This is a genomic window from Streptomyces sp. NBC_00873 (assembly GCF_045207415.1).
Classification (GTDB): Bacteria; Actinomycetota; Actinomycetes; order Streptomycetales; family Streptomycetaceae; genus Streptomyces.
In genome coordinates this window covers 373,708-400,053 of record NZ_CP108803.1, presented here as the reverse complement: position 1 = coordinate 400,053, position 26,346 = coordinate 373,708, and the positions used below count along the sequence as shown (strand labels likewise).

Genomic DNA, 26,346 nt, shown 5'->3' with positions numbered 1-26,346 from the left:
CTCGCGCCATGTCTCGCCATTCGTTCGCTCCACTGGTCGTCACGTTCGCCCGGCACCACCCTTCGCGCTACGCCCTGGCCGCACTCGCGCTCGTCATGACCGGCTGGGCGGCGACGGGCGGCTTCGCCGACGCGGCCGGGGCCGACGAGGCGCGGACCGTCCCGCGGTCGGGCCCGACCGCGGGGACGGTGTCCGGCACCGCCCGGCCGGCCGCGATCCTCGCGCTGCCGTCCGCGTCCGCCACAGTGGCGCACTCGCCGTCGGTGTCCGTGGCGGCCCTGCGGACCGCCGGGACCGGTGTGGCTCCTGACCAGGCGCTGTCCCGGCGGCTCGCGCCGGTCGTGGCGGCCACCCCCGCCTCGCTCTCGGTGGCGGTGCTCGATCCGGCCGACGGGCGCGCGGCACGATACGGCGTGCGGGCGGGGACGACGTACGACACGGCGAGCATCGTGAAGGTCGACATCCTGGCTGCCCTGCTGCTCAAGGCACAGGACGAGCACCGCGGGCTCACGGCGCAGGAGAAGGCGTCCGCCGCGTCGATGATCCGGATCAGTGACAACGCGTCCGCCGACGCGCTGTGGCGCGTGATCGGTGAGGCGCCGGGCCTGAACGCCGCCAACGGCAGGCTCGGCCTGACCGGCACGACCGGCGGCGGCGACGGGCACTGGGGGCTCACCCAGACCACCGCGACCGATCAGCTCGCCCTGCTGAGCGCCGTCTTCGGCACCGACTCCCCACTGGACCAGGCGTCCCGGGCCTGCCTGCGCGGCCTCATGGGCGGCATAGCGGCAGGCCAGGACTGGGGTGTGTCGGCGGCCGGCCCCGTCACCGGCCTGAAGAACGGCTGGCTGCAGCGGACCGCGACGGGCCGCTGGGACGTCAACAGCATCGGTCTGGTCCGGGTGGACGGACACGACCGCCTGGTGGCGGTGCTGTCGCGGGGCAGCGTCAGCATGGCGGACGGTGTCCAACTGGTGGAGAAGGCGGCCAAGGCGGCCGTCCAGGCTTTGGACCAGACGGCCTGACCCCGCAACCGCCACCAGGGCGCCGTCGGATCGGTGGTTCCGGTCTGGCGCAAGGACCTGGAGGTGTCCGCGCCGTCTCTGGACTGCCAGGGAATCATGCACATCCCGGCCGACCGTGAACGCACCGGTGAGGACGGTGAGTTGAGCTGCAGAGAGATCACCGGGGGCTGGAGCTGGTGGCGGGGGAAGGTGGGGGAGTACGGTCGAAGGCAAACCAGCCGGCGGCGCGTGGCTGGCCGGTCGAGGACGCCGGCGGATGCTCCCGGCTCGCCGATGCCGTGCGAGGCGGCGGCTCATGGCGCACCGGACGCGGAGCGGCCGCCGGCGTCGAACAGCAGGCATCTCGGCCCCTGGCAGGGGCGGTCGAACGGATACCGGACAGTGATCCCGGAAGATAAATTTCCCGGCCGCCAGTCATATATAGCTATAAACGGCTATTCGCGAATGCGCTATGAGTGTGCCGGGTTTCGCTCCTGAGCGCCCAGTCGAATGACTGACTTCCGGCCTTTGGGTCTTGTGTTCCGATTCACCCTGGTGGGTTAATTCTCATAACCCAATCGGCGAGACGTATGAATGCTCAAGTTTTGCGATAAAGCGCTCCCGATCCTGCGGCAGCAGACATGTGCAGGATCCCTCCCCGCCTTGGTGACTCGGACTGTGCTCCGGCGGCCCTACACCGCCAATCGAACATCAGTACAGGGTCACAGCAAAGCACTTGGCCAGGGGGAGCGCCTCATCGCATGAGGACGTACGGCGAACCGAACGCCTCACTCACTGCTCGGAAATGTACCCCATTTCGAGCGAAGGAGGAATCTCATGCCCATCAGTCCGAACCAGGGATCCAGCGGCGGCGGCACTCTCGTCACCATCACCGGCACAAATCTCTCCGGTACCACCGCGGTGCTTTTCGGCACCCGGTCCGCGACCGCCGTCACCAATGTCTCGCCCACCCAGGTCACCGCCGTCTCCCCTTCCGGCAACGGCGCGGTCGGCGTCACTGTGACCACCGCGGGAGGGGCGAGTAACCCGATCTCCTTCTTCTACGTGGGGGCGCCCTTCAAGCAGTCCATCAGTCCGACGGCCGGGTCGACCGCGGGGGGTGAGACCATCACCATCACGGGAACCGGCCTCTCCACTGCCAGCAGCGTCTCCTTCGGCGCCAACACAGCCGTACCAACGGTGGTGTCCGACAATCAGATCACTGTGGTCGCACCCGCCGGCGCCGCGGGCGCGGTCGGTGTCAGCGTCACAACGGCGGGCGGCACCAACAACGGCCTGTCGTACACGTACGTCGCAGCGCCGACCGTGACGGCGGTGGCTCCGGCCTCCGGTCCGACGTCGGGAGGCACGGCGGTGACCATCACCGGAACCGGCCTTGCAACCACCACCGAGGTCACCGTCGGCGGCACCCCGGCGCCCTTCACGGTGCTTTCCGACACAGCGGTGTCCGCCTTCACCCCGGCCGGGGCCGCAGGCCCCGTTGATGTCGTCGTGAGCAACGACGCGGGCAGCGCGACCGCCACCGGCGCGTTCACGTACGTCACCGGCCCCGGCATCTGACCGCGCCCCCACGGCGCGATCACGTTCGGGGACCCGTCCTACCGGGAGCGGACGCGGTAGCTCCGCAGGACGCCACTTCCGCTCCTCCAAGGGCCCCCGGCCCGGAACCCCTTCCGGGCCGGGGGCCGCGACCCATTACTCCGTTCCACCGGCCCGTACCGGGCCACCTGACACGCTCGGGCGACACAGTGGACAACAGCGACCACCCGGTAACGGCCGTACGACCGAGTGTCGTCGCCGGGCGGCGGGACCACGGTGAAGTTCGGCACCAAGTCGGCCACCATCACCGCGAACACCGCCACCGCGGTCGGCGCACCGTTCAAGGCTTCCCTGAGCGCCACCTCCGGGGCCGGCGCGGGCGGGAACAGCCATCACATCCCACGGGCCCCCGACCGGCACCCGCCGTTGGCCCTTGGCAGAGAGGTACCACGGACATGTCGCAACAGCCCCATCCGGCGGCCGCAGTAGCGGTAACCCTGCCCACGCCCACGTTGACTGTTGTCCATCCCGATCAACGCTCCGGCTCAGGATGTACCACGGTCAGTCTCCGAGGGAGTGGTTTCACGGGTGCGACGGCGGTGAGGTTCGGAACGGACAGCACGGTGTCGTTCGATGTCCTGTCAGACACGGCCATCTCGGCTATGTCTCCTGCGGGCAGCGGTACCGTGCAGGTCGCGGTCACCACCCGGGGGGGCACCAGCAACAGCCTCTCCTTCTTCCTCCTCGCGGCGCCGGCCCTCAGCGTGGTTGCTCCGAGTCAGGGGCCGGTCTCGGGTGGGACGACGGTGACCCTGACCGGCACCAACCTGACCGGGGCGACCGCGGTGAGCTTCGGCGGTACGGCGGCGTCGTTCACGGTGGTCTCCGCCACCCAGGTCACCGCCACCGCCCCGCCCGGAACCGCAGGACCCGTCCAGGTCACGGTGACCACCCCGGGCGGCACCAGCGACGGACTTTCCTACGCCTATGTCGCGGCGCCGGCCCTCAGCGTGGTTGCTCCGGGTCAGGGGCCGGTCTCGGGTGGGACGACGGTGACCCTGACCGGCACCAACCTGACCGGGGCGACCGCGGTGAGCTTCGGTGCCACGGCGGCGGTGTCGTTCACGGTGGTGTCCGCCACCCAGGTCACCGCCACCGCCCCGCCCGGAACCGCAGGACCCGTCCAGGTCACGGTGACCACCCCGGGCGGCACCAGCAACGGATTCACCTACTTCTTCCTCAACACGCCCAGCCTCACCGGGCTTTCACCGAGTCAGGGGCCCGGCGGGACGGTGATTCTGACGGGCACCAACCTGACCGGGGCGACTGCGGTGAGCTTCGGCGGTACGGCGGTGTCGTTCACGGTGGTGTCCGCCACCCAGGTCACCGCCACCGCCCCGCCCGGAACCGCAGGACCCGTCCAGGTCACGGTGACCACCCCGGCCGGTACCAGCAACGGACTCACCTATACCTACCTGGCGGCGCCGATCCTCACCGGGCTTTCTCCGGGTCAGGGGCCGGTCTCGGGCGGGGCTACGGTGACCCTGACCGGCACCAACCTGACCGGGACGACCGCAGTGAAGTTCGGTGCCACGGCGGCGGTGTCGTTCACGGTGGTCTCCGCCACCCAGGTCACCGCCACCGCCCCGCCGGGAACCGCAGGACCCGTCCAGGTCACGGTCACCACCCCAGGCGGTACCAGTGGCGGCCGCGCGTACTTCTACGTCAACGCGCCAGCCCTCACGTCCGCGGCTCCGAGTCAGGGGCCGGTCTCGGGTGGGACGACGGTGACCCTGACCGGCACCAATCTGACCGGGGCGACCGCGGTGAGCTTCGGTGGTACGGCGGCGGCGTCGTTCGGGGTGGGTTCCGCCATCCAGGTCACCGCCACCACGCCGCCCGGAACCGCGGGGCCGGTCCAGGTCACGGTGACCACCCCGGGCGGCACCAGTAACGGACTCACCTACTTCTTCCTCAACCCACCCGCTCTCACCGCGCTTTCCTCCAGTCAGGGGCCGGTCTCGGGCGGGGCCACGGTGACCCTGACCGGCACCAACCTGACCGGGGCGACCGCGGTGAGCTTCGGCGGTACGGCGGCGGCGTCATTCACGGTGGACTCCGCCACCCAGATCACCGCCACCGCCCCAGCGGGCAGCGGGACGGTGCAGGTCACGGCCACCACCCCGGGCGGCACCAGCAACAGCCTTTCCTACGCCTATGTCGCGGCGCCGGCCCTCAGCGCGGTTGCCCCGAGCCAGGGGCCGGTCTCGGGTGGGACGACGGTGACCCTGACCGGCACCAACCTGACCGGGACGACCACGGTGAGCTTCGGCGGTACGGCGGTGTCGTTCACGGTGGTCTCCGCCACCCAGGTCACCGCCACCGCCCCGCCCGGAACCGCAGGACCCGTCCAGGTCACGGTGACCACCCCGGGCGGCACCAGCAACGGACTCGCCTACAGCCGAATCCAGCCACCCGGCATCTGACACCTCCGCAAGCCGTCGCACCAGACCACGCCCCGACCCACCTGCCCTCTTGTGACTCCTCCACCCCCTGAGGGGGGTGGCTCCTCGCTATGACGGTTGGGCTTCGCGACGGACCGGCCCGGCCCGTAGAACGCTGATTGCTCCAACTGTGTCGGCGTGCGCGGTGTGGCCGCAGGCGACGCAGTGGAACTTCTCCTGGGTGGGCCGGTTCTCCTTGACGGTGTGCCGGCATGCGGGGCACCGCCGGGAGGTGTTGTGGAGGTCCACGGCCGTCACTTCCCGTCCGGCGCTTTCAGCCTTGGCGTTCAGGATCGTCAGGAACACCCCCCAACCGGCATCGTTGATCGAACGGTTCAGTCCCGCCCTCGCACCCGCCCCGTTGGGCAGGAACCCGCCCAGCCGGCCGGGGTCGGGCTTCGGTTCGGGGCCCGCCTCATGTGGGAGATCTTGAGGTCTTCGTGCACGATGAAGCCATGCGCGCGTACAAGATCCCCGCCTGAAGACGGGGACTCCCTCCGAAGAACAGGGATGGGCTGCCATCCCTGACCCCGCATCAGCGGCACCTGGTCTGCGCCATGTGCGGGCCCGGCACCGTTCACGCACGGAGTGTGGACCTCCGGACCACGACACTGCACGGCACCATCACATTGCGCGGTGCTTTTCCGTCCAGGACATCGATCAGCATCGTCACGGATTCGGCGCCCAGGCGGCGCGCGTCCAGGCTCAGGGCGGTCAGCGGTACATCCCAGTCCTCGGTGCCGCAGGACTGGTCGCTCTCGCGCATCACGCTGACCATCAGGTCGTCGGGGATGCGCAGGCTCAGTCTCCGGGCCGCGATCACCAGGGCCTGGCCGTATGTCTCGTTGAGGCCGTGGACCGCGTCCGGGCGGTCGGGGCCGGACAGAAGCCGTAGCGCCGCCTCCACCGGATCCTCGGAGGCAGCCGGTGTCTTGACGAGCGCCGGCCGGCCGGCCGCGGTGCACCACTCGCGGTAGAGGCGCTCGCAATCCTGGGTGTACGCGTCGGGTTCCGGGCCCGAGAGGAGACCGACCCGGGTGGCGCCGGAGTCCCGCAGGTGGTCGAGGACTTCGGCCATGCCATGCTCCAAGTCGCTCTCCACGGTGGGTACATCATCGTATCCCGGATCGATGGGGCGGCCGTCGGTGACCACCGGCATGCGGCGCCGCGCGCAGTCCGCGAGCAGCGGGTCCTCCCGTAACGGGTCGACGATGATGAGGCCGTCCATGGGGACGCGGGCCCACAGCCCGGAGGCCGGATCGCTGGGGACGACGACGAGGGCGTAGTCCCGCTCGACGGCGGTCATGGTGGCGCCGGCGGAGAACGCCGCATAGTACGGGCGGTAGGTGCCGGCCCACGGGCGGTCCGACATGTGGCCCACGGCCAGTCCGAGGATGCCGGTGCGTCCGGACACCAGTCCGCGGGCCACGGGGTCGGGGCGGTAGCCGAGTTCCTCGGCAGCGCGGCGGACGCGCTCGCGGGTGGCCGGGGCGATCTGGCCCTTGCCGCGCAGGGCGTGGGACACGGTGGTGATGGACAGGCCGGTGGCCTGCGCCACGTCGCGGATACCGATCCGCCGGCCGAGCTTCCCGGCCCGTGTCGATTTCCGGCTGGTCATGCTTTGGTCGCCCTTCCGTGTCATCCACCGAGCTCCAACGCGCGGCGGCCTCAAGAGTGCCAGAGAACGGCCTGTCCGCACCCTCGAACCCCAAAACGTTTTTCTTTCGCTGACCTCGAGGTCTTGACGTACAAAAACGTTTTGGGCAGTGTAGCGCCACTACTTCCCGACACCTCTCCTCTAGGAGCTACATGCGCAGCGTCCGTCCGTTTGCCTTGCCCGCACTCACCGCCGCGTTGCTCGCCGCCCTCACGTCCTGCAGCGGTTCCGCGGTCGGCAGCGATGACTCCACCACCCACACCACCGACGCCAAGGGGTCCCGCACCTACGGCACGTGCAAGGTGACCGGCGCCCGCGGCTCGATTCACCTCAAGACCGTCGAGAAGGGCACTCTCACCGTGGTCGGTGACCTTCCCAGCCCCGGCTGGTGGAACGGCGACACCGTGCGCCGGATCGACAGCGGCTACGAGTACTGCATGGCCGCGAATCTCGCCTACCGGGCCGGCCTGTCCAAGCTCACCGTGCGCAATGTGTCCTTCGACGCGCTCGTCGCGGGCAAGGCCCAGGACTTCGACATGGCGCTCGCGGAGATCTCCATCACCGACGCCCGCCGCAAGGTGGTGGACTTCTCATCGCCGTACTTCTCCTCCGACATCGGCGTGCTGGTCGAGTCCGGGTCCAAGGTGACCAAGGACAACATCGGGGGCCAGCGGCTCGGCGTGAAGCAGGGCACTACGGGCGCCGACTTCGTCCGCGACCACCTCCACCCGAAGAGCCAGCCGAAGGTGTTCGCGGGCGATGTCGAGTTGCAGGCCGCGCTCCAGGCGGGCCAGATCGACGCCGCGCTCACCGATGTCGCCATCGTGCTCGGCAAGGCCCAGGAGTCCAAGGGCAAGCTCAAGGTGATCGGGCAGTACGACACCGGAGAGTCGTACGGAGCGCTGTACCCCAAGGGCGGCAAGAACTCCGCCGCCCTCGACGGGGCCATCGACGCGATGAAGAAGGACGGCACGCTCGACAAGCTCTCCTCCACCTACCTGGCCGAGGCCTTCGGCGGGGACCCGGCGGCGATCCCGGTATGGAGCGCCAAGTGAGCGTGTCCTCCGATCTGTTGACCGTGCTGAAGACCGAGCGGACCGAGCCGCCGAAGGCCACCGCGCCCCGGCCGGCGCTGCCGCTCGCGGCCGCCGCGGTGGCGGCCGTCCTGGTCACCGTGACACTGACCGCCGCCACTGCCCAGTCCGTGAGCAAGGCCCTGCCCGGCTCCGGCCTGCCGGTCGCCGGCGGTGCGGTCGTCGTGGCCGTCGCCGTGCTCACCCTGCTGAGGCCCGCGCTGCGGGCGGTGCGCTCGGGCCGCGCGGCCGCCACGGCCTGGTCCGAGGACCGGCGGGCCGACGCCCGGCGAGCCGCGTCCGAGGGCCGCGAGGACGCCCGGACCGTACTGGGCTGGTGTCTGGCCGCACTCGTCCTGCTCGGCTCGGTCTGGTTCCTGTTCGCCAACGACCGTGCCGTGCAGCGCACTTTCCTCGACGGCGAAGTGATCGGGATCAGCCTGCGGGAGATTGCCTCCGCGTTCGGCACCAACCTCTTCATCGCCGTCGCCGCGCAGATCCTGATCCTCGTCTGGGGGCTGGCGCTCGCTCTCGCCCGGATGGCGCCGGGGCGTACCGGCCGCCCGCTGCGACTGCTCGCCACGGCGTACATCGACGGCTTCCGCGCCGTACCGGCGATCATCGTCATCTATCTGATCGGCTTCGGACTGCCGCTCGCCGAGGTGCCGGTGCTCAGCTCGCTCAGCCCGGTGTGGTTCGCGATCCTCGCGCTCACCCTCACCTACGGCGCGTACGTCGCCGAAGTGTTCCGGGCCGGCATCGAGTCCATCGCGCCCGGCCAGAGCGCGGCGGCCCGTTCACTCGGCCTCTCGCACAGCGCCACGCTGCGCCATGTGGTGCTGCCGCAGGCCACCCGCCGCGTCGTACCGCCGCTGCTCAACGACTTCATCAGCCTGCAGAAGGACACCGCGCTGGTGAACGTCATCGGCACCATCGACGCCTTCAACCAGTCGAAGATCTTCGCGTCCAACCACTTCAACCTGTCCTCGGTGACCGTGGTCGCGGCGCTCTTCATCCTCATCACGATCCCGCAGGCCCGGTTGGTGGACCGGCTGGTGGCACGTGAGCAGCGCCGCGGCAAGGGAGCCTGACATGGCCTTCATCGAGATCGACGGGGTGCACAAGAGCTACGGGGAGACCCCCGTGCTCCGCGGCATCGACCTGACCGTGGCCCAGCACCAGGTGGTGACCCTGATCGGCGCCTCCGGCAGCGGCAAGTCCACTCTGCTGCGCTGCATCAACGGCCTGGAGGAGATCAGCGGGGGTGAGATCCGGGTCGGCGGTGATGTCGCCTCCGGCCGCGGCACCGATGTGGACCGGCTGCGACGCGATGTCGGCATGGTCTTCCAGCACTTCAATCTGTTCCCGCACATGAGCGTGGTGCGCAATGTCGCCCTCGCGCCGATGCAGGTGCGCGGGATACCGCGCGCCGAGGCCGAGGAGCAGGCTCGCGCCCTGCTCGCGCGGGTCGGCCTGGCCGACAAGGCCGACAGCATGCCCGACCGGCTCTCCGGCGGTCAGCAGCAGCGGGTGGCCATCGTACGTGCCCTGGCCACCGGCCCCCGCGCACTGCTGCTCGACGAGATCACCTCGGCCCTCGACCCCGAACTCGTCGCCGAAGTACTGGCCATCGTCCGCGAACTGGCCGAGGGCGGCATGACCATGCTGCTGGCCACCCATGAGATGGGCTTCGCCCGGGAGGTGTCGAACAAGGTGTGCTTTCTTCATCAGGGCGTACTGCTGGAGGAAGGGCCGCCGGAGCAGATCTTCGGCGACCCTCAGCAGGAGCGTACCCGCGCCTTCCTGCGCCGCATCGTCGAGGCGGGGCGACTGTGAGCGGCGCCCGGGTGCTCGTCGTGGAGCACGAGGACGGCACGGGCCCGGCCCAGTTCGGTGAACGCCTCGCCGAACAGGGCCTGGTGATAGACCTCTGTCGCCCCTGGGCGGGCGACCCGCTGCCCGGCACCCTGGACGCATACGACGGGCTGCTGGTCCTCGGCGGATCCATGGGCCCGTACGACGAGGAGCAGGCGCCCTGGCTGCCAAAGGTGCAAAAACTGCTGCGGCAGGCCGTAACCCGGGACCTTCCCACACTGGGGATCTGTCTGGGCATGGAACTGCTGACAGTGGCCTGCGGGGGCGAGGTCCGCCACGCCGCCCTGCCCGAGGTCGGACTCAATGACCTGATATCCCATCAAGCGGCTTCCGCGGACCCGCTGTTCGCGCCACTCGTGGACCAGGGCAGCTGGTTGCGCGCAGTGCAGTGGCACTGGGAGGAGACGGCCACCCTGCCCGAGGGCGCCGTTGCGCTGCTCACCAGCGAGCGCTGCACCCACCAGGCGTACCGGATCGGCACGGCTGTGTGGGGTGTTCAGTTCCACCCCGAGGTGCTGGCCGATGACATACGCACCTGGGGCGCGTCGGACGTCGGTCCGCTGCACGCCCTGGGCCTTGAACCGGGCGGAGTCGTTGCCGAGGTGGAGCGCGAGGAGAAGCGGCTGCGCACGCTCTGGGGGGCTTTCGCCGAGCAATGGGGGTGCATTGTTGCCGACGGCACGGGCCCGTCCGCCCGACAGCGCATTCCAGTGGAGCGGCGGCCATGAGGGCCCGATGACGGTCGGACCGGCCGGGCTGCGGGCGTGGTCGGTCCAACCGGTCCTCCCCGCCGGCAACGGGTCGATATGAGGCCCCGAAACCGCCACACTCCCCACGTGCACACACGGTTCCCGGTGCGCACCGACTACGCCCGGGCACGAGGTCTGCTCCGGCACCTCCCAGTCCGTCGCTCAGCTGTCCGCCGGCAGGGGCCGGTAGCCGATGGAGCCGCCGCAGGTGTGCAGCGCCCTGACGCACGCGCCGTCCACGACGATCGACGGGCGTGACGCCCATCGCCCCACCGCCCACGCCGAGTCGTGCGGCAGGCACCCGTCAGCGGCGCGGGCAGGTCGGGTCGTCGATCGCGCTGACCGTGTAGGGAGGCAGGCCCGGAGGGTCATCCAGCTGGCTGTTGACGACGTACAGTCGGCAGCCGTGCCGGGCGAGCGCGGTGGGCAGGTCGAACGGCTCGCCGGTGATCCGTTCGGTCACCGTCCCCGTGCGCAGCTCCTCGTCCAGCTCGGCGATGTACACGCCGTGCGGGGCGCCGTAATTGAGCACAGCGTACAGCGTCCGGCCCGACAGAAGCATCCCGTCCGCCCCGAACGACTCACCGCCCAGGCGTAGTTGCTCGATCACGCGCGTCGCGGTGTCCACCCGCCAGACGGCCTCGGTTCCGTTGGACGACACCAGCAGGGTCTTGCCCGAGCGGTCCGCCACGATGCCGTTGAGCAGCCAGTACTGCGCCGGGAACTGCGGGAACGCGGACCGGATGTCCAGCCACGGTTCGAGCTGCCCCGGGCGGCCGTGCCGGAGAGGGGCCCGCAGGACCACTGGATTGGCCCAGTCCGTGACGTAGACGGCGTCCTTCGTGATCACCAGGTCGTTGAGATCCGGCGCGCCGAGCGGACCGGGCGCGGCCGTACGCTCGGCCAGCAGCCTCCCGTTGCGGTCGTGGACGGTGAGGACAGCGCCGCCCACCGAGAACACCCACCCGTGCCTGTCGGTGTGCACGCCGAGGGAACTGGGGCGGCTTTCGATTCCCTCGGCGCGGAACACGTCCAGGCGAGGGTCGCGGACATGGCCGCGGTACAGCGCGCCGGTGCCGTCGGAAGACACGTACACGGTGCCGTCCCGGTCGACAGCGATCCCCTCCGGCAGGACGCCGGGGGCGTCGGAGACGACGTAGGTGCGAGGCAGCGGACGGGCGACGGCCCGCTCGGGAGTACCGCCGAAGACGGCGGCCAGGACGGCGGCGAGGAGACAGAGGAATCGTGAGGTGGCGCGCATCGTTGGGACCTCCAGGAGTTCATGGACCGGCGTGTCCCACGCGAGCCTGGCCGATACGCGATCCGGCCGCATCGCCTTTCGGCTCTCGCGGAAAGGCGTGGCCGGGCCGATAATCAGGCGGCGTGATCCGCTTACACTTCTCCGACGCCGACCTGCGCCAGGTCACGGTGGCCCAGGCTCCCGACGCCCTGCTGGAAACGGCACTCAGCGTGCGTCGTCTCCGGGGCGGGACGCCCACCGGGGGCCTCACGCGCCCCGCCCTCAGCCAGTGGCACAAAGCGATGCGGGACACCCGCCCCCGGCCCGGTGTCCTGCTCGACCTCGTTCCCCGCAACGGTTTTCTGCCGGACTTCCTTCAACAGCCGACGGCCCGGGACTTCGCCACCGCACTCGACCTCGTCACCGGAACTCCCGCCGAACAGCTGGCCCTGGATCTGGGGCTGGCGGACACGCCTGGGTGGAACGGTTCCCTGGAGCAGCCGAGTCACTGGGCGCGAGAGCTCGCGAACGGCTCACCGGCGGCACGACGGGCCCTGCAGCGCGACCTCCAGGGGTACTTCACCTCGGCGGTCGCCCCGCTGTGGCAGCGGGTGAGGGCCGACGCCATGGCCGACCGGGCGGTGCGCGCCGAGATGCTGCTACGCGGCGGGGTCGACGCCCTGCTCACCACGCTCAGCCCCACATGGAGCTGGCAGGCGCCCGTACTGACTCTCCCGTCGACGTCCCGGCACGACATCCCGCTGTGCGGCCGCGGACTGCTGCTCGTACCGTCCTGGTTCGCGGTGAGCGCCATGGTGATGTACCGGCCGGAGAAGCCGACGGTCCTGGTCCATCCGATGCTGCTCGCCGAGGAGCCGGTCTACTCGTCCGACGTGCTGGGACCACTGCTGGGCCGGACAAGGGCAGCTGTGCTCGCCGTTCTGCGCGTCCCGGCCACCACGACCGCGCTCGCCGAACGTGCCGGGACCTCCTTGGCGACGGCCAGCCAGCACGCCACCGTTCTGCGGAACGCCGGACTGGTGGACACCGCCCGGACGGGCCTGTCCGTCCTGCACAGCCTGACCCCGCTCGGACTGGCCCTGCTGACGGGTGAGGAACCGTCGTCCTGAGGCCCGCCCCGGCTCAGAGCCTGTCGGGTGACCTCTGATCGGGCGGCCACGCCCTGGCACGCACGCTTCCGGCGTTGCCGAAATGCCCTGGTAGCTCCGCTACAAGGCCATCCCGGCGCCTTGGAATCGCACGCACCATGCCGCGTCCGCTCTCCGATCGAAGGTCACCCGACAGGCTCTCAGAGGCGGAACCGACCTGATCAGACCTGACAGCTCGTACTGCGGGCGGGGTGCCGCCCGGTCGGCCCCGTTGATACGGCACTCGGCTTCCTGCGGAGCGCTCAGCCCGCCGGCTGGTGCACACCGTGTTCGAAAACCCGAATGCATTGGCCTGCGCGGTCCTGGGACCATGCCCGAATGCCCCAGCGTCTCGAACCCACAATCATCCGGAACACGTACCGCATCCCTGCCCCCGCCGGGCCCGCCGGGCAGGGAGGGGCCGCAGCACGGCAGTTCGACGCCGCGCTGATGTCCGTGGGCTTCAAGCTCTCGGCGAACCTGCTGGAGCATCTGTCGGAACTGGCCGAGGAGACGGTCGTCGACACCGCCGTGCGCACACTGGACACCGTCCGCGAGATGGCCGGCGACCACGTCCAGCACAACGTCTACTTCGCCGACTTCCCGGCCAACGTGCCAGGTCGCCCCGCAGGCTTCCGGCCGGGTCCTGCTGTCGGTCCGTGAGCACTTCCGCAACCGGACGGACGAGACGGGCGAGCCCCGCGTCTTCGTCAACCGCCTCGGCCGTGCCTGGGTCACCACCGACACCCGTCCACCCGTGCTGCCGCCCGAGCGCAAGCGCCTGATCGCCGCCCTGGACGCCGAGACGCGCCGCCGCCTCCTGGAGCCGGGGCACCTGCTGATCGACCCCGACGTCCTCGACGTCGCGCTCCCGCTCAGCGGCCAGGCGACGGCCGCCGGGCTCGGCGTGCTGCCCCGCGGCTCCCTCTCCCCGGTCGACGGGGAACTGCTCCGGTTCTTCGTCCACTGCAAGCAGACCAGCCGCACCACCGACTTCGACCTGTCCGCGCTGCTCCTGAACGCCTCGTACGGGACCGTCTGCCGGCTGTCGTACACCGCGCTCACCCAGGTCGAGGGCGAGCACTCCGGGGACGTCACCGACGCGCCCGACGGCGCCTCGGAGTTCATCAACCTGCGTCTGGGGGCTGTGCGCGGCACCTTCATCGTCCCGCAGGTCAACATCTTCTCGGGAGAGGGCTTCGAGGAGGTCAAGGAGTCGTTCTTCGGCTTCATGCTGCGCGACGCCGAACAGCAGGGCCGCCCCTTCGAGGCGCGCACCGTACGCATGAAGCCGGAGCTGCGCGGCCCGGGCAGGGTCGCGCTGCCGCTGGCGTTCCTGCGCGGGCGCGACGGCAGCTGGCGCGCGAAATGGCTGCACCTCCACCTCAAGGGCAACCCGGCTTGCAACCAGGTCGAGGGAAACCGGGTGTCGGTCGCGACGCTGCTGCGCGGCATCGTCGAGCGCGACTACCTCACCGTCCGGTATCTCACCGACCTGATGGGCGGCCGCGCCACGGCCACCACGCTGTGGGACGGCGAGACGGTCCCGGACGGCCCGGGTCCCCGGCTTCCCACCACCCGGCACGGTGCACGGTTGCACCACCCGGGAAAAAGCTGCAGGGCCCTGGTCTGAGGGCCCAGGGCCCAGGCGTGCGCATCCCGAGGGATCGAAGATGCGCACGCCACAGGGCCCAACACCCGTAACGAGGGGCACGTCACGGGGGCCACGCCCCGAGTCCGGCAGCAGACGCCAAGTACCTGAAGGCACTCTGAGCCGCCGCTGCCCCGAACGCATCAACGCGATGTCCTCGACAGAGACCGGCGAGCGGTGCGTGCGCTGCCTCCTTCGTGCGGTGAAGCTGAGAACGTGAGCATCAGAAGCGTGCACCCGGTGAGTGCGGAGCAGATCTACGCAGCCCTCGTCGCCCTGGGGGCTGAACCAGTACTGGATCCGGACGTGTGGCCCCAGGGCCCGCAGGCCGAGGACCGGCTGCGACTGCTGGGCGCCCTGCTGGCCAAGACAGAACTGGAAATCACCGCCTCGACCGGCATGGGCGGGCAACCGCTGAAGGACGTCGCCGAAGCGCTTCTCGGATGGACGGAGCAGGCAGGACCCGACTCACAGCTTTCGTCCGTCGTGCTGGCGAACCGGTTGCAGCTCACCGCGGTGCAGCTCATGGGGACCGAGGAGGAGGGGCCTCCTCGCCGGGCGGCGTCCTGGGCGGCCGTCGTGGCGGCTACGGACGCACTCAGCGCCCGGCTCTATTTCGAGCGCGGTGACATTCGGGCCACCCGGCGAGCTCTCGACCGGACGGAGGCATCGGTCATCGCGATCCTGGAGGGCTTGCATGACCTCCGCGTAGCCATCGGCGATATCGAGGATTGAAGTGCTCTCCCGGTTGATACTTGAAGCCAGGAGATTCCTGCTTACCTTGCGGCAGCGGGCTTGACGCCTTCACCCCCGCCCTGAAGGACTCTGCTGAGGAATGCGTGATTCGGGTGGTCAGGCCGCGAGCATCAGGGCTTCGAGGCGGGAGGTGCGGGTGCCGCGGAGTGGGGTGCCGGTCAGCCATCGGTCGATGCGGATGATGTTGATCGCGGTGGCGGCGAAGACGTGGCCGAGGCGGGTTGCGGGCAGGCTGCGGTAGCGGGTGCGGCGGAGTCCGGTGACGCGTACGGCCTGGGAGATCGTGCCCTCGACGCCGGCCCGGACCTTGTAGCGCTCTTTCCACTCGTCGGTGTCCTGGGCCCGGCGGGCGGCTTCGAGGCCCCGGCCTCCCGGCTGCGACCGGGCTCGGCCGCTCCGGTTCCCTGCCCGGAGCGGGCCGACGCACCGGTCAGTCGGTGCCGAACTCCATCGCGGCGCGGTCCAGCAGCTCGTCGTCGCCGGAGACCTCGCCGCGGGAGGCGATGGCCTCGGCGCCGCCCTCCGGCATGGTGCCGATCAGGCCGGTCGCCGCCTGGGCGGCGCCGATCAGCGCGGGGTGGGTCGTGCCGACGATGCCGAGGCCGGCGTACTGCTCGAGCTTGGCGCGCGAGTCGGCGATGTCGAGGTTGCGCATGGTGAGCTGGCCGATCCGGTCCACCGGGCCGAACGCCGAGTCCTCGGTGCGCTCCATCGAAAGCTTGTCCGGGTGGTAGCTGAACGCCGGGCCAGTGGTGTTCAGGATCGAGTAGTCCTCACCGCGCCGCAGTCGCAGGGTCACCTCGCCGGTGACCGCCGAGCCGACCCAGCGCTGCAGCGACTCGCGGACCATCAGCGCCTGCGGGTCCAGCCAGCGGCCCTCGTACATCAGCCGCCCGAGGCGCCGTCCCTCGTTGTGGTAGTGGGCGAGGGTGTCCTCGTTGTGGATCGCGTTGACGAGGCGCTCGTACGCGGCGTGCAGCAGCGCCATGCCGGGTGCCTCGTAGATGCCGCGGCTCTTCGCCTCGATGATCCGGTTCTCGATCTGGTCCGACATGCCCAAGCCGTGGCGGCCGCCGATCGCGTTCGCCTCCATCACCAGGTCGACCGGGGAGGCGAACTCCTTGCCGTTGATCGTCACCGGGCGGCCCTGGTCGAAGCCGATCGTCACGTCCTCGGCGGCGATCTCGACCGAGGGCTCCCAGAACCGCACGCCCATGATCGGTTCCACGGTCTCCACGCCGGTGTCGAGGTGCTCCAGTGTCTTGGCCTCGTGGGTGGCGCCCCAGATGTTGGCGTCGGTCGAGTACGCCTTCTCGGTGCTGTCGCGGTACGGCAGCCCGTGGGCGACCAGCCACTCCGACATCTCCTTGCGGCCGCCCAGCTCGGAGACGAAGTCGGCGTCGAGCCACGGCTTGTAGATGCGCAGGTGGGGGTTGGCGAGCAGGCCGTAGCGGTAGAACCGCTCGATGTCGTTGCCCTTGAACGTCGAGCCGTCGCCCCAGATCTGTACGTCGTCCTCGAGCATCGCCCGGACCAGCAGAGTGCCGGTGACGGCGCGGCCGAGCGGCGTGGTGTTGAAGTAGGCACGGCCGCCCGAGCGGATGTGGAACGCGCCGCAGGCGAGCGCGGCCAGGCCCTCTTCGACCAGCGCCTCTCGGCAGTCGACCAGGCGCGCGATCTCGGCACCGTAGACCTTCGCGCGGCCGGGCACCGAGGCGATGTCGGGCTCGTCGTACTGGCCGATGTCGGCGGTGTAGGTGCACGGGACGGCACCCTTGTCGCGCATCCACGCGACCGCGACGGAAGTGTCGAGGCCGCCCGAGAAAGCGATGCCGACGCGCTCGCCGGTGGGCAGGGAGGTGAGAACCTTAGACATGGGAAGAGTATGTATTTATCTGCATGATTATGCAAGGCGACTCCGCCGCACGACATCGATCGCCCCAGCCACCGCAGCCGGGGCGATCCAGACCCTCGCAGGATCAGAGCGTCGCTGCACCAGAGCGCTGACGAGAGGTGCTGGGCAGCGCGGTCTTCGGCGGTGGGGACCGCCCCGGCGTCCGTTCAGCGAGCGGCGAGCAGCGTGACCGTGTCGATCACGCGGTTCGAGAAGCCCCACTCGTTGTCGTACCAGGCGACCACCTTGACATGGCGGCCGTCGACGCGGGTGAGGGCCGAGTCGAAGATCGACGAGGCCGGATTGCCCGTGATGTCGGATGACACGAGCGGGTCGTCCGAGTACTCGAGTACGCCGGCCAGCGACCCCTGTGCCGCGGCGCGGTACGCCTCCAGCACTTCGTCGCGCGTCACGTCGCGCGTAACGGCCGTGTTGAGTTCGACGATCGAGCCCACCGGAACCGGCACGCGGATCGAGTCGCCCGACAGCCTGCCGTCGAGGTTCGGCAGCACGAGGCCGATCGCCTTGGCGGCGCCCGTCGTGGTCGGCACGATGTTCACAGCGGCGGCGCGGGCGCGGCGGGCGTCGCGGTGCGGACCGTCCTGCAGGTTCTGCTCCTGCGTGTAGGCGTGCACCGTCGTCATGAAGCCGTGCTCGATGCCGGCGAGCTCGTCGAGTACCGCGGCCAGCGGCGCAAGTGCGTTGGTCGTGCACGAGGCGTTCGAGACGATCGTGTGCAGGGCCGGGTCGTACGCGTCGGTGTTGACCCCGAACGCGAGCGTGACATCAGCGCCGTCCGACGGCGCAGTGACAAGCACCTTCTTCGCGCCCGCGTCGAGGTGGGCGCGGGCGGCCGCAGCCGACGTGAAGCGGCCGGTCGCCTCGAGCACGATGTCGACGCCGAGCTCGGCCCACGGCAGCTGCTTCGGTTCACGCTCGGCGAGCACCGTGATGCGACGGCCGTCGACGACGAGGACGCTTCCGTCGACCGCCACCGGGCGACCCAGCCGGCCGGCCGTGGTGTCGTAAGCGAGCAGCCGCGCAAGAGCGGCGGGCTCCGTGAGGTCGTTGACGGCGACGACCTCGAGGTCGCTGTCGCGTTCGAGCAGCGCGCGCAGCACATTGCGTCCGATGCGGCCGAATCCGTTGATGGCGATGCGAGTCATGAGCGATGTCCCTTCTGTTCGCCATCAGGTTCGCGCCCAGCATCCGCCCGCGACAGCGGCGTGATCGCCATGGTCCAAAAGGATCTCGCCACGTGATGGCGGGCTATTCGCCCTGGGTGAAGGTGCGCCGGTACTCGCTTGGCGTGGTGTCGAGGATGCGCTGGAAGTGCAACCGCAGATTCGCACCGGTGCCGAGACCGACGTCGGCGGCTATCTGCTCGACGCTCCGCTCCGAACGCTCGAGCAGCTCACGGGCCACGTCGATCCGGGCGCGCATGACCCACTGCATCGGCGTGTACCCCGTGTCTTCGACAAAGCGCCGCGAGAACGTGCGGGGCGACACCGTCGCATGCTGAGCGAGCGCATCGAGGGTGAGGGGCTCGCACAGCCGGTGCAGCGCCCACTCGCGGGTGGCGGCGAACCGTTCGCCGAGCGGCTCGGGCACGCTGCGCGGCACATACTGCGCCTGGCCGCCGCTGCGGTAGGGGGCCGCGACCAGGCGCCGGGCCGCGTGGTTCGACGCGGCAACCCCGAGGTCGCCGCGCAGAATGTGCAGGCACAGGTCGATGCCCGAGGCGGCGCCGGCCGACGTCAGCACGCTGCCCTCGTCGACGAACAGGACATTCTCGTCGACCTGAACGAGCGGATGCTTCGCCACAAGCGCCCGCGTGTAATGCCAGTGGGTCGTGGCGCGCTTGCCGTCGAGCAGGCCCGTGGCGGCGAGCGCGAACGCGCCCGTCGAGATGGCGGCAAGCCGCGCACCCCGATCGTGGGCGGCGGTCAGCGCGTCAATGACGGCCTGCGGCGGGTCGTCGCGGTCCGGGAACCGGTAGCCGGGGACGAAGACGATGTCGGCCCACGCAAGCGTGTCGAGCCCGTGGGTGACGTAGTACGACAGGCCGTCGCCGCCGGTCACGAGGCCGGGTGCCGCGCCGCACACCCGCACCTCGTACGGCATGCTCGCGCGGGTCGTGAAAACCTGCGCAGGAATGCCGACATCGAGCGGCTTCGCACCCTCGAGCACAAGGACGGCGACGCGATGAAGGCGGGAGGCTGGCACGGGAAAGAGGGTACGCGGGGGTGCGGCTTCGATACGCCGGCTCCGTGGGCAGGTCAGATGAGATGAGGTGCCGAGGAGTGCCCGATGCTCAAAAAAGCGTGACACCCACACTTACTGCGCAACTTCAATCACGCTTGGGCAGAAACTATGGGCCCCGCCCGAGCCGCTGTCAATGCCACGCCCGACCCCTGTTTTCCCGCCGTCCGCCAGCTGATCCGGCTTGCCTGCCGCCTCATCTGCGACCGTCCCACCCTCCACGGGTGCACACTCGTGCGTGAATGACGCCCTTTGCGAGCACGTGCAATCATGATTGCCCGCGCCCTGCAGTCCGGGGCACCCAACGTGCTGCCTTGGAGGCTCCCTTGACGCTCGCAGCCATCGGCCCGATGCTCTCCGACGGCCGGGCGCACCACCGCCCCGTCGCCGCCTTCGACGCCCACACGTTCGAGCACCTGCAGGCGATCGTGGCGGGGGCAGAGCTGGCGGGCCGCGGTGTGATCATCCAGATCGGCGAGACGGCGGTGGACCATCACGGTGGGCAGCTCGCGCCACTCGCCCGGGCCGCCGCCGAGATGGCGCGCACTGCCACCGTGCCGGTCGGGCTCCACCTGACGAAGGTGCGCAGGACCGCACTGCTCGCCCAGGCAGCGCACTGTGGCTTCGGCTCGATCATGTACGACGCCGGTCATCTCTCCTACGTCAGAACCGTCGCCGTGACCCGGGACGCGGTCTCGTGGGCGCACGAGCAGGGGCTCTGGGCGGAGGCGGAGTTGATGGACACCGGGGACCGCGGGGCTCCGCGTGCCGCACGGATCGGCACGTCGCCCTGTCCACACGGAGCGCACCTCGCCCCCGGGACAGCCCAGGAGTTCGCCGACGCTACCGGCGCCGACGCACTTGTACTCAGCGGCGAAAGCCACCCCTTCGGCACCTGCACGGCGGATGACCACCGCTCGCTGCTCGCCGGGCTGCGGACAGCGGTGAACGTGCCTCTCGTCCTGCGGGAGTTGTCCGCGGCGAACGCAGCAGAACTGAGGGCAGCGGTCGTCGCGGGCGTGGCCAAGCTCGGCTTCGGGCGCGCTCTCGACGCCGCGATGACGCGGGCGCTGCGCGACAGGCTCGCGGCGGGTGGCACGCAGGACCCAGCCGTCTACCTCGCTGCCGCCCGCCGGGCGATGGCGGACGTGGTCGCCAACCTCATCCAGACCCTGGAGGGCCCGGACGCCGGGACGAGCCCGTGCACCCCTGCCGGAAAGCACCACGCCGGACGGCATTGACGGCCTGACGGGCCGGCTTGGCGGGGGTTTCCAGCGTCGTGAGCAGCTGCAGGGCGGCGCCGGGCCGGGAGTGGTTTCGTGATCAGCCGTCGAGCCGGCTGCGGTAGTGCATGGGGGGCGACGCGAAAGGGGACCCTGGTCCGCCCGGTACCGGAAGAATCCGCCCGCCGGCCGATCTCGGAAAGGCGCTCCGACACGGTGAGTGGAGCACCCGGAACCTCACCGCAAAGCCCTCTGCCGGACCACTGCGAGCAGAGGGCTCTGCGTGCATCGGGCCCTCCGCCGTGGCGCGTGTACGAGATCGGCCGAGGTGGAGAGATGGGCTCTCAGCGCTTGGTGGTGCTGTTGAACAGCGAGCGCGACCAGACGTAGCCGACCAGGGCGATGCCGGCGCACCAGGCGAGCGAGATCCAGCCGTTGTTGCCGATCTCCGAGCCGGAGAGCAGGCCGCGCAGCGTCTCGGTCATCGGCGTGAACGGCTGGTTCTCGGCGAACCAGCGCAGGCCCGGCGACATCGAGTCGGCCGGCACGAACGCGGAGCCGAGGAACGGCAGGAACTGGACCAGCAGTGGCTTGTTGCTCGCGGACTCGACGGTCTTGGAGATCAGGCCGAGCGCCGCCGACAGCCAGGTCACCGCGAACGCGATGGCTGCGAGGAGGCCTGCGGCGGCCAGCCACTCCAGTGGGCTCGCGTCCGACCGGAATCCGACGGCGAGCGCGACGCCCACGACCAGGACGATGCACACCATCGTCTGGATGACGCTGCCGATGACATGCCCCGTCATGAACGACGAGCGTGTGATGTTCATGGTGCGGAAGCGGTTGATGATGCCCTCGGTCATGTCGGAGCAGACCGCGATCGAGGTCGACATCGAGCCGGCGGCCACCCCCATGATGATGATGCCCGGTGTCAGGTAGTTCAGATACGCGTCCCGGCCGCCGCCCATGCCGGCGCCGATCGAGTCACCGAAGGCGTACACGAACAGCAGCAGCATCAGGATCGGCGTCATGGCGCTGCCGAACCCCACGGCCGGATAGCGGATCGCGTGCTTGAGGTTGCGCCGCAGCATCGTCATCGAGTCGTGCACGGTGTAGGTGAGGGTGCTCATCGCAGGGTCTCCTTGACGTGAAGCGGGGAGCCGGTGCCGGTCTTGGTGGTGCCGTCGCCGGTCAGGGCGAGGAATACGTCGTCGAGGTCGGGGGTGTGCACGGAGAAGTCGGCGGCCCGGATGCCGGCGGCGTCGAGCCGGTCGAGCAGGGCGCGCAGCGCGTCGAGGCCACTGTCGCCCGCCACGCGCAGGGCGAGGTTCTCGTCGTCTCGGGCCGCGCCGGGGAAGGCGGCGGCCGCGCGCTCGTACTCGGCGGTGTCGGTGAACCGCAGCCGTACGTGGCTGCCGGGGATCTGCGCTTTGAGTTCGTCGGCGGTGCCCTCGGCGACGATCCGGCCGCCGTCGAGCACGGCGATCCGGTCGGCCAACTGGTCGGCTTCCTCCAGGTATTGGGTGGTGAGGAAGACGGTGGTGCCGCCCGCGACCAGCGAGCGCACCGTGTCCCACATGGTGCGGCGGCTGCGTGGATCGAGCCCGGTCGTCGGCTCGTCCAGGAAGATCACCTGGGGGTCGCCGACCAGCGTCATGGCGAGGTCGAGCCGGCGCCGCATCCCGCCGGAGAAGGTCGCGGCCCGCTTGTGCGCGACGTCCGCGATGTCGAACCGCTGAAGCAACTCCTTTGTACGGGAGCGCCCTTCACGCTTGCCGAGGCGCAGCAGGTCGGCCATGAGGAGCAGGTTCTCCTCGGCGGTGAGCAGGTCGTCGAGCGCGGCGAACTGCCCGGTGACGCCGATTGCGGCGCGCACCGCGTCCGGTGACGTGGTGACGTCGTGGCCCGCGACCTGGGCCTGCCCGCCGTCGGCGGCGATGAGCGTGGACAGGATCTGCACGGTGGTGGTCTTGCCGGCGCCGTTGGGCCCGAGCAGTGCGAACACGGACCCGGCCGGGATGCGCAGATCGATGCCGCCCAGCACGGTCTTGTCGCCGTACGACTTGCGCAGACCGACGGTGGAGACGGCGGCGGGCGACTGCAGACCGTCACCCCGCCTGGGCGTGGGCATGACAGAAGAAGGCATGGAACCCTCCCGTTCGAAGGCTGAAGTGACTGGGGGAGTGGGCGAGTTGGCGGGACCAGTGCTCAGGCCCGGGCGCGGAGCACGTCGATGTTGCCGTTACGGGTCCGGGCGCGAACCTCGACGGTGTCCTCGGTCTTCTGCGGGGTCTCGGAGGCGGTGAGCGTGTTGCGCACCTGCCCGGAGCCGGAGCTGGCGTCGATCCAGGCGGCGGTGCCCTCGCGGATGCCGACCTCGATGGCGCCGTAGGAGGTCTCCAACTGGACGGTGCCGCGGGCCACGTCGGCGACGCGCAGGGTGCCGTGGGCGGTGGTGGCGGCGACCGAGCCCTCGGCGCGCGCGATGTCGATGTCGCCGTGGGCGCCGCTCACCCGCAGGTCGCCGGTCACGGCGCCGACGGTCGTGGTGCCGTGCGAGTTCTTCAGGACGGCGGGGCCGTCGACGGCGCCGACGCGCAGGCTGCCGGAGCTGGTGGTGATCTCGGCCATGCCCTCGACCCGGTCGACGGTGATCGAGCCGTGGGAGGCGGTCAGCTGGAGCGGCCCGGTCGCCTCGAGGCGGACGTCACCGGACGAGGTCTTCACGCGGACCTCACCGAGCCGCCCCTCGCCGAGCACCTGGGCCCAGGCGCCGGTCATGTCGACGCGCGAGCCCGTGGGCAGTTCGACCGTCACGTCGACGGTGCCGGTGCGCCCGAAGAGATTGCGCGGCCTGGGCGTCCTGACCGTCAGGGCGCCGTTCGCGTACGTGACCTCGGTCTGGTCGGCCGACCGCACGTCCTGATCCCGCTTCGGGTCGCGGGGTTGCACCTCGACGACCGTGTCGAGGCGGTCGCCCGCGGTGAACCGGATGGAACCGGCGTACACGTGGGCGGTGGCCGAAATCGGTTCGGGAGTGTCAAAAGAAGGCATGGCTGTCCCGTCCTCTTGAGTCTTCGGGTCGTCCCCGCTGGTGGGACGTGGTGTGGGTGAAGTGGGGCGGACGCGGGCGCGGCTAGCGCACCCAGCCCGTGAAGTGCTGTCCGATGGTGTGGGTCTTCTGCGTCGTACGCGGCCGCGTGCCGCCGTCGACCGCGGCCGACACGGCCCGCACCAGCCACGCGTTGACCGACAGGCCCTCGCGGCTCGCGGCCTCCTCGGCGCGCGCCTTGAGGTGGGCCGGCAGACGCAGATTGACGCGGGCGATGCCGCCCTCGTCGCCGTCGGCGGGCGCCTGCGCCTTGAGCGGTTCGACGGGCGCGGCGACCGCTTCCGTGGGGCCGCCGTCGGCGGGCGGCGGCGTCACCACGAAGTCGGGGTCCAGCCCGCGCAGCCGTACGTCGACCGAGCCGGGGGCGAGCTCGCGGGTGATCTCGTCCATCGCGGCGGAGAGCACATTGAGCATGGTCAGACGGGTCGCCGACTCCAGAGGAGCGGTGAGCCGCTCGGCCAGCTCGCGGGCATCTTCCCCGCCCGCTTCGGCGGCCACCGCGAGTTCGCGGCGCAGGGTGTCGACATACGGAGTGAGGTCCATGACGTTATGATGGCACCATCATGGCACCATGCGCAAGTCTGAGTGGCGCCTTATGGGGGGGGCGGGCTTGAGGGTGGCCGCCCTGAGCTGGCAAAAGGCGAAGGGGTCGACCTGAGTCATTGTGGCGCCATGCGTGCCCATGTGCTTTCCGGAGCGTGGAATGATGTCGTGCGGCACCGGATGATGCCAAGTGGTGCCACCCGGCACCATGTGGTGCCATGCGATGTCTACCCGGTAGGTAGGCGTCCTCGCAGCTCAGTGGCTGTGACTCGGCACTGCATCGATCGCAACACCTGTGGTGCCAAGGCGTGTCACCCGGCTGGCCCGGGACTCCAGGTAGCGTTGCTCGGCCATGCTGGCGGTGGACTTCGCGGCGCGCCGGTAGTGCTCGTACGCCCCGGCCGTGTCGCCGGTCCTCTCCAGCAGATGCGCCCGCACGGACAGCAGCCGGTGGTGCCCGGCCATCCGCTCGTCACTGTCCAATGTGGACAGCAGGGCCAGCCCGGCCGGCGGGCCCTCGGTCTCGGCGAGCGCGATCGCCCGGTTGAGGGTGACCATCGGGTTGGGCGCGATCCGTTCCAGAATCAGGTAAAGGGTGTGCACCTGCGGCCAGTTGGTCTCCTCGGCCGTGGCCGCGTCGGCGTGCGTGGCGGCGATGGCGGCCTGCAGCTGGTATGACCCCAGCGCCGGGCCGGCCAGCGACGCCTTGACCAGCTCCAGCCCCTCGTCGATCAGCCCGCGGTCCCACTTCGCACGGTCCTGCTCGTCCAGCGGCACCAGGTCGCCGGCCGCCGTCGTACGCGCCTGACGGCGGGCGTGGGTCAGCAGCATCAGCGCGAGCAGCCCGGTCACCTCGCCGTCCTCGGGCAGCTGCGCGTGCACCATCCTGGCCAGCCGGATCGCCTCGTGCGCGAGGTCGGCGCGGTGCAGCTCGCTGCCCGAGGAGGCGGTGTAGCCCTCGTTGAAGATCAGGTAGAGCACGTGCAGGACGACTCGTAGCCGCTCCTCGCGCTCCGCGCCGTCCGGCAGGCTGAACGAGCTGCCGGCGGCCTTGATGCGCTGCTTGGCCCGGCTGATCCTGGCCGCCATCGTGGCCTCCGGCACCAGGAACGCGCGGGCGATCTCGGCAGTGGTCAGGCCGCCGACGGCCCGCAGCGTCAGGGCGGTCTGAGAGGCCGCGGTCAGCGTCGGATGGCAGCACAGGAACAGCAGGACGAGCGTGTCGTCGGTGTCCGGTACGTCCTCGGGCACCACCTCGGTGGCCGTCGCCGACTCCCGCTCGCGGCGCGCGTGGTCACTGCGCATCTGGTCGATGAGCCGCCGGGACGCGACAGTCACCAGCCAGCCGCGCGGGTTGTCCGGCACTCCCTCGGCCGGCCACTGCACGGCGGCGGCGAGGACGGCCTCCTGCACGGCGTCCTCACACCCTTCGAACTGGGCGTGCCGACGTACCAACGTGCCGAGGACCTGCGGCGTGAGCTCACGCAGCAGGTCCTCGAAGTCCGGTGCTGTCATGCCTCCAATTGTCCGTCAGCGAACATCACCTGCCGCACCTCGACCCCCAGACCCTCGATCGCGGTGTCCGGGATCTGCGCTGCCAGCTCGATCGCCCGATCCTTGTTCTCGCAGTCGATCAGGTAGAAGCCGCCCAGATACTCCTTGGACTCCAGGAAAGGGCCGTCGGTCACCACCGGCTGGCCGCCTCGTACGGACACCACAGCGGCCTGTGACGGGTCGACCAGCGCCTGCGTGGTGATCAGCTCGCCGGACGTCTTCAGTACCTCCATGAACTTGCCGTGGCCGTCGCCGATCGCCGCCTTCTCCTCGTCGGTCAGCGCATCGATCACGGCCGGGTTGATATGCATGCTGATCAGGAACTTCATCTCGTGCTCCTCGTGGTTCGCGAGCCCCGGCTGGGCCCTTCGCCCGGTTGGTCGGAGCCGCCGCCGTTGTCTTGACATCCCCGCCGACACGTTCGCATGAGTTTTTCGCCGTCGCATCGCCCGGACCGTGAAGTCGTCATGTCCGGTGACACCTCACCGTGGGTGACGCCCCACAGTGGCGGACGCGAGAGATTTCCGTCCGTACCGATGTCAAG

General features: G+C 70.2%; 22 protein-coding genes and 3 pseudogenes. 12 read left to right on the top strand and 13 right to left on the bottom strand.

Translation table 11 applies throughout. From position 1 onward, the window contains the following. The first annotated feature begins 8 nt into the window (after positions 1-8). From OH809_RS01785 to OH809_RS01775, 3 genes are all read left to right on the top strand, one after another. A complete protein-coding gene (locus tag OH809_RS01785; RefSeq protein ID WP_406415665.1) occupies positions 9-1,025 on the top strand; it encodes a serine hydrolase in 1,017 nt (338 codons plus the stop codon). A gap of 816 nt (positions 1,026-1,841) precedes the next feature. Continuing rightward, entirely contained in the window at positions 1,842-2,585 is a 744-nt protein-coding gene (locus OH809_RS01780) for an IPT/TIG domain-containing protein (protein WP_406415664.1), read from the top strand. 434 nt (positions 2,586-3,019) lie between these two features. Continuing rightward, a complete protein-coding gene (locus OH809_RS01775) occupies positions 3,020-5,050 on the top strand; it encodes an IPT/TIG domain-containing protein (protein ID WP_406415662.1) in 2,031 nt (676 codons plus the stop codon). 87 nt (positions 5,051-5,137) lie between these two features. Here the strand turns inward: OH809_RS01775 and OH809_RS01770 are convergent. Both OH809_RS01770 and OH809_RS01765 read right to left on the bottom strand, forming a co-directional pair. Beyond that, positions 5,138-5,538, bottom strand: a pseudogene (locus OH809_RS01770) (RNA-guided endonuclease InsQ/TnpB family protein); the annotation flags it as partial. A gap of 107 nt (positions 5,539-5,645) precedes the next feature. Continuing rightward, positions 5,646-6,686, bottom strand: a complete 1,041-nt coding sequence (locus OH809_RS01765; RefSeq protein WP_406415660.1) for a LacI family DNA-binding transcriptional regulator — start codon at positions 6,684-6,686, stop codon at positions 5,646-5,648. Positions 6,687-6,877: 191 nt separating this feature from the next. Between OH809_RS01765 and OH809_RS01760 the strand changes: the two genes are divergently transcribed. From OH809_RS01760 to OH809_RS01745, 4 genes are read left to right on the top strand one after another with little or no spacing between them, the layout of a single operon-like run. Further along, positions 6,878-7,780, top strand: a complete 903-nt coding sequence (locus tag OH809_RS01760) for an ABC transporter substrate-binding protein (protein WP_406415658.1) — start codon at positions 6,878-6,880, stop codon at positions 7,778-7,780. Next, complete coding sequence (locus OH809_RS01755) at positions 7,777-8,889, top strand: amino acid ABC transporter permease (protein WP_406415656.1); 1,113 nt, start codon at positions 7,777-7,779, stop codon at positions 8,887-8,889. The genes OH809_RS01760 and OH809_RS01755 overlap by 4 nt, the downstream gene beginning before the upstream one ends. Position 8,890: 1 nt before the next feature. Further along, positions 8,891-9,634 carry an amino acid ABC transporter ATP-binding protein gene (locus OH809_RS01750; RefSeq protein WP_405691165.1) on the top strand — a complete coding sequence of 248 codons (744 nt, stop codon included), beginning with the start codon at positions 8,891-8,893 and terminating at the stop codon, positions 9,632-9,634. Continuing rightward, entirely contained in the window at positions 9,631-10,401 is a 771-nt protein-coding gene (locus tag OH809_RS01745) for a type 1 glutamine amidotransferase (RefSeq protein WP_406415655.1), read from the top strand. The genes OH809_RS01750 and OH809_RS01745 overlap by 4 nt, the downstream gene beginning before the upstream one ends. 325 nt (positions 10,402-10,726) lie before the next feature. Here OH809_RS01745 and OH809_RS01740 read toward each other — a convergent pair whose 3' ends face one another. Further along, a complete protein-coding gene (locus OH809_RS01740) occupies positions 10,727-11,683 on the bottom strand; it encodes an SMP-30/gluconolactonase/LRE family protein (protein WP_406415653.1) in 957 nt (318 codons plus the stop codon). A 122-nt stretch (positions 11,684-11,805) separates the two neighbouring features. Between OH809_RS01740 and OH809_RS01735 the strand changes: the two genes are divergently transcribed. The 4 genes and pseudogenes from OH809_RS01735 (at position 11,806) to OH809_RS01720 (ending at position 15,196) form a co-directional block, all read left to right on the top strand. Further along, a complete protein-coding gene (locus OH809_RS01735; protein WP_406415651.1) occupies positions 11,806-12,792 on the top strand; it encodes an ArsR/SmtB family transcription factor in 987 nt (328 codons plus the stop codon). A gap of 357 nt (positions 12,793-13,149) precedes the next feature. Further along, positions 13,150-13,473 (top strand): hypothetical protein, encoded by a 324-nt coding sequence (locus tag OH809_RS01730; RefSeq protein ID WP_406415650.1) that lies wholly within the window; start codon positions 13,150-13,152, stop codon positions 13,471-13,473. Then, a pseudogene (locus tag OH809_RS01725) lies at positions 13,427-14,443 on the top strand (hypothetical protein); the annotation flags it as partial. The gene OH809_RS01730 and the pseudogene OH809_RS01725, both read left to right, overlap by 47 nt. A 234-nt stretch (positions 14,444-14,677) precedes the next feature. Next, a complete protein-coding gene (locus tag OH809_RS01720; protein WP_406415649.1) occupies positions 14,678-15,196 on the top strand; it encodes a hypothetical protein in 519 nt (172 codons plus the stop codon). Positions 15,197-15,313: 117 nt separating this feature from the next. Here the strand turns inward: OH809_RS01720 and OH809_RS01715 are convergent. The 4 genes and pseudogenes from OH809_RS01715 to OH809_RS01700 all read right to left on the bottom strand — a co-directional run. Continuing rightward, positions 15,314-15,562 (bottom strand): annotated as a pseudogene (locus tag OH809_RS01715) (transposase); the annotation flags it as partial. A gap of 85 nt (positions 15,563-15,647) precedes the next feature. Continuing rightward, the gene (gene argG / locus OH809_RS01710; RefSeq protein ID WP_406415648.1) at positions 15,648-17,093 is read right to left on the bottom strand and encodes an argininosuccinate synthase; all 1,446 of its coding nucleotides are present in this window, start codon (positions 17,091-17,093) and stop codon (positions 15,648-15,650) included. Positions 17,094-17,278: 185 nt separating this feature from the next. Next, positions 17,279-18,277: a type I glyceraldehyde-3-phosphate dehydrogenase gene (gene gap / locus OH809_RS01705; RefSeq protein ID WP_406415646.1), complete on the bottom strand. Its 999-nt coding sequence runs from the start codon at positions 18,275-18,277 to the stop codon at positions 17,279-17,281. A 103-nt stretch (positions 18,278-18,380) separates the two neighbouring features. After that, on the bottom strand, positions 18,381-19,337 hold the full coding sequence (locus OH809_RS01700) for a GlxA family transcriptional regulator (protein WP_406415644.1): 957 nt from the start codon (positions 19,335-19,337) through the stop codon (positions 18,381-18,383). 362 nt (positions 19,338-19,699) lie between these two features. Here OH809_RS01700 and OH809_RS01695 point away from each other — a divergent pair, with 362 nt between their 5' ends. Then, positions 19,700-20,614 carry a class II fructose-bisphosphate aldolase gene (locus OH809_RS01695; RefSeq protein WP_406415642.1) on the top strand — a complete coding sequence of 305 codons (915 nt, stop codon included), beginning with the start codon at positions 19,700-19,702 and terminating at the stop codon, positions 20,612-20,614. 326 nt (positions 20,615-20,940) lie between these two features. Here OH809_RS01695 and OH809_RS01690 read toward each other — a convergent pair whose 3' ends face one another. The 6 genes from OH809_RS01690 to OH809_RS01665 form a co-directional block, all read right to left on the bottom strand. Then, complete coding sequence (locus tag OH809_RS01690) at positions 20,941-21,723, bottom strand: ABC transporter permease (protein ID WP_406415641.1); 783 nt, start codon at positions 21,721-21,723, stop codon at positions 20,941-20,943. Continuing rightward, positions 21,720-22,724, bottom strand: coding sequence for an ATP-binding cassette domain-containing protein (locus tag OH809_RS01685; protein WP_406424660.1), 1,005 nt, complete (start codon positions 22,722-22,724; stop codon positions 21,720-21,722). Before OH809_RS01685 ends, OH809_RS01690 begins: the two co-directional genes overlap by 4 nt. A gap of 77 nt (positions 22,725-22,801) precedes the next feature. Continuing rightward, positions 22,802-23,647 (bottom strand): DUF4097 family beta strand repeat-containing protein, encoded by an 846-nt coding sequence (locus tag OH809_RS01680; RefSeq protein ID WP_406415639.1) that lies wholly within the window; start codon positions 23,645-23,647, stop codon positions 22,802-22,804. Positions 23,648-23,729: 82 nt separating this feature from the next. After that, on the bottom strand, positions 23,730-24,248 hold the full coding sequence (locus OH809_RS01675; RefSeq protein WP_406415637.1) for a hypothetical protein: 519 nt from the start codon (positions 24,246-24,248) through the stop codon (positions 23,730-23,732). A 255-nt stretch (positions 24,249-24,503) separates the two neighbouring features. Next, positions 24,504-25,763, bottom strand: coding sequence for an RNA polymerase sigma factor (locus tag OH809_RS01670; RefSeq protein ID WP_406415636.1), 1,260 nt, complete (start codon positions 25,761-25,763; stop codon positions 24,504-24,506). After that, positions 25,760-26,131 carry a YciI family protein gene (locus OH809_RS01665; RefSeq protein WP_406415634.1) on the bottom strand — a complete coding sequence of 124 codons (372 nt, stop codon included), beginning with the start codon at positions 26,129-26,131 and terminating at the stop codon, positions 25,760-25,762. Before OH809_RS01665 ends, OH809_RS01670 begins: the two co-directional genes overlap by 4 nt. Between the last annotated feature and the right edge of the window lie 215 nt (positions 26,132-26,346).

Excerpts from the sequence above, each read along its gene's own strand:
- OH809_RS01785 (WP_406415665.1), top strand. The coding sequence starts at position 9 with ATGTCTCGCCATTCGTTCGCTCCACTGGTCGTCACGTTCGCCCGGCAC.
- OH809_RS01780 (WP_406415664.1), top strand. The coding sequence starts at position 1,842 with ATGCCCATCAGTCCGAACCAGGGATCCAGCGGCGGCGGCACTCTCGTC.
- OH809_RS01775 (WP_406415662.1), top strand. The coding sequence starts at position 3,020 with ATGTCGCAACAGCCCCATCCGGCGGCCGCAGTAGCGGTAACCCTGCCC.
- OH809_RS01765 (WP_406415660.1), bottom strand. The coding sequence starts at position 6,686 with ATGACCAGCCGGAAATCGACACGGGCCGGGAAGCTCGGCCGGCGGATC.
- OH809_RS01760 (WP_406415658.1), top strand. The coding sequence starts at position 6,878 with ATGCGCAGCGTCCGTCCGTTTGCCTTGCCCGCACTCACCGCCGCGTTG.
- OH809_RS01750 (WP_405691165.1), top strand. The coding sequence starts at position 8,891 with ATGGCCTTCATCGAGATCGACGGGGTGCACAAGAGCTACGGGGAGACC.
- OH809_RS01740 (WP_406415653.1), bottom strand. The coding sequence starts at position 11,683 with ATGCGCGCCACCTCACGATTCCTCTGTCTCCTCGCCGCCGTCCTGGCC.
- OH809_RS01730 (WP_406415650.1), top strand. The coding sequence starts at position 13,150 with ATGCCCCAGCGTCTCGAACCCACAATCATCCGGAACACGTACCGCATC.
- argG (WP_406415648.1), bottom strand. The coding sequence starts at position 17,093 with ATGTCTAAGGTTCTCACCTCCCTGCCCACCGGCGAGCGCGTCGGCATC.
- gap (WP_406415646.1), bottom strand. The coding sequence starts at position 18,277 with ATGACTCGCATCGCCATCAACGGATTCGGCCGCATCGGACGCAATGTG.
- OH809_RS01690 (WP_406415641.1), bottom strand. The coding sequence starts at position 21,723 with ATGAGCACCCTCACCTACACCGTGCACGACTCGATGACGATGCTGCGG.
- OH809_RS01685 (WP_406424660.1), bottom strand. The coding sequence starts at position 22,724 with ATGCCCACGCCCAGGCGGGGTGACGGTCTGCAGTCGCCCGCCGCCGTC.
- OH809_RS01680 (WP_406415639.1), bottom strand. The coding sequence starts at position 23,647 with ATGCCTTCTTTTGACACTCCCGAACCGATTTCGGCCACCGCCCACGTG.
- OH809_RS01675 (WP_406415637.1), bottom strand. The coding sequence starts at position 24,248 with ATGGACCTCACTCCGTATGTCGACACCCTGCGCCGCGAACTCGCGGTG.
- OH809_RS01670 (WP_406415636.1), bottom strand. The coding sequence starts at position 25,763 with ATGACAGCACCGGACTTCGAGGACCTGCTGCGTGAGCTCACGCCGCAG.
- OH809_RS01665 (WP_406415634.1), bottom strand. The coding sequence starts at position 26,131 with ATGAAGTTCCTGATCAGCATGCATATCAACCCGGCCGTGATCGATGCG.